Source organism: Virgibacillus sp. LDC-1 (assembly GCF_030137545.1).
GTDB lineage: Bacteria > Bacillota > Bacilli > Bacillales > Amphibacillaceae > LDC-1.
On the sequence record NZ_JARUVL010000046.1, the window covers coordinates 1 to 308 of the forward strand.

Genomic DNA, 308 nt, shown 5'->3' on the forward strand with positions numbered 1-308 from the left:
CAGCCGCCGAAGGTGGGACTAATGATTGGGGTGAAGTCGTAACAAGGTAGCCGTATCGGAAGGTGCGGCTGGATCACCTCCTTTCTAAGGAATATGAAGGAACGCTAGAGGACTTTCGAGTCCTCTGGTAAGGGCATACTTGGTCAGTTTGGTTCAGTTTTGAGAGAGTGAATTATTGTCTCTCAAGGATGAGATAGAAGGGTCTTCTGTTAAAACCCGTCACGTCCTGTGACGAACACAGAAGTCACCACATCCTGTGGAAGCTTGTACCTTGAAAACTAAATAAGAGTAATACCAACGACATCAAC

The 308-nt window shown here is 46.4% G+C and carries 1 rRNA gene; it reads left to right on the forward strand.

The window, feature by feature from the left end:
- A 16S ribosomal RNA gene (locus QBK89_RS15075) occupies positions 1 to 84 on the forward strand; the annotation flags it as partial.
- Positions 85 to 308 lie beyond the last annotated feature (224 nt).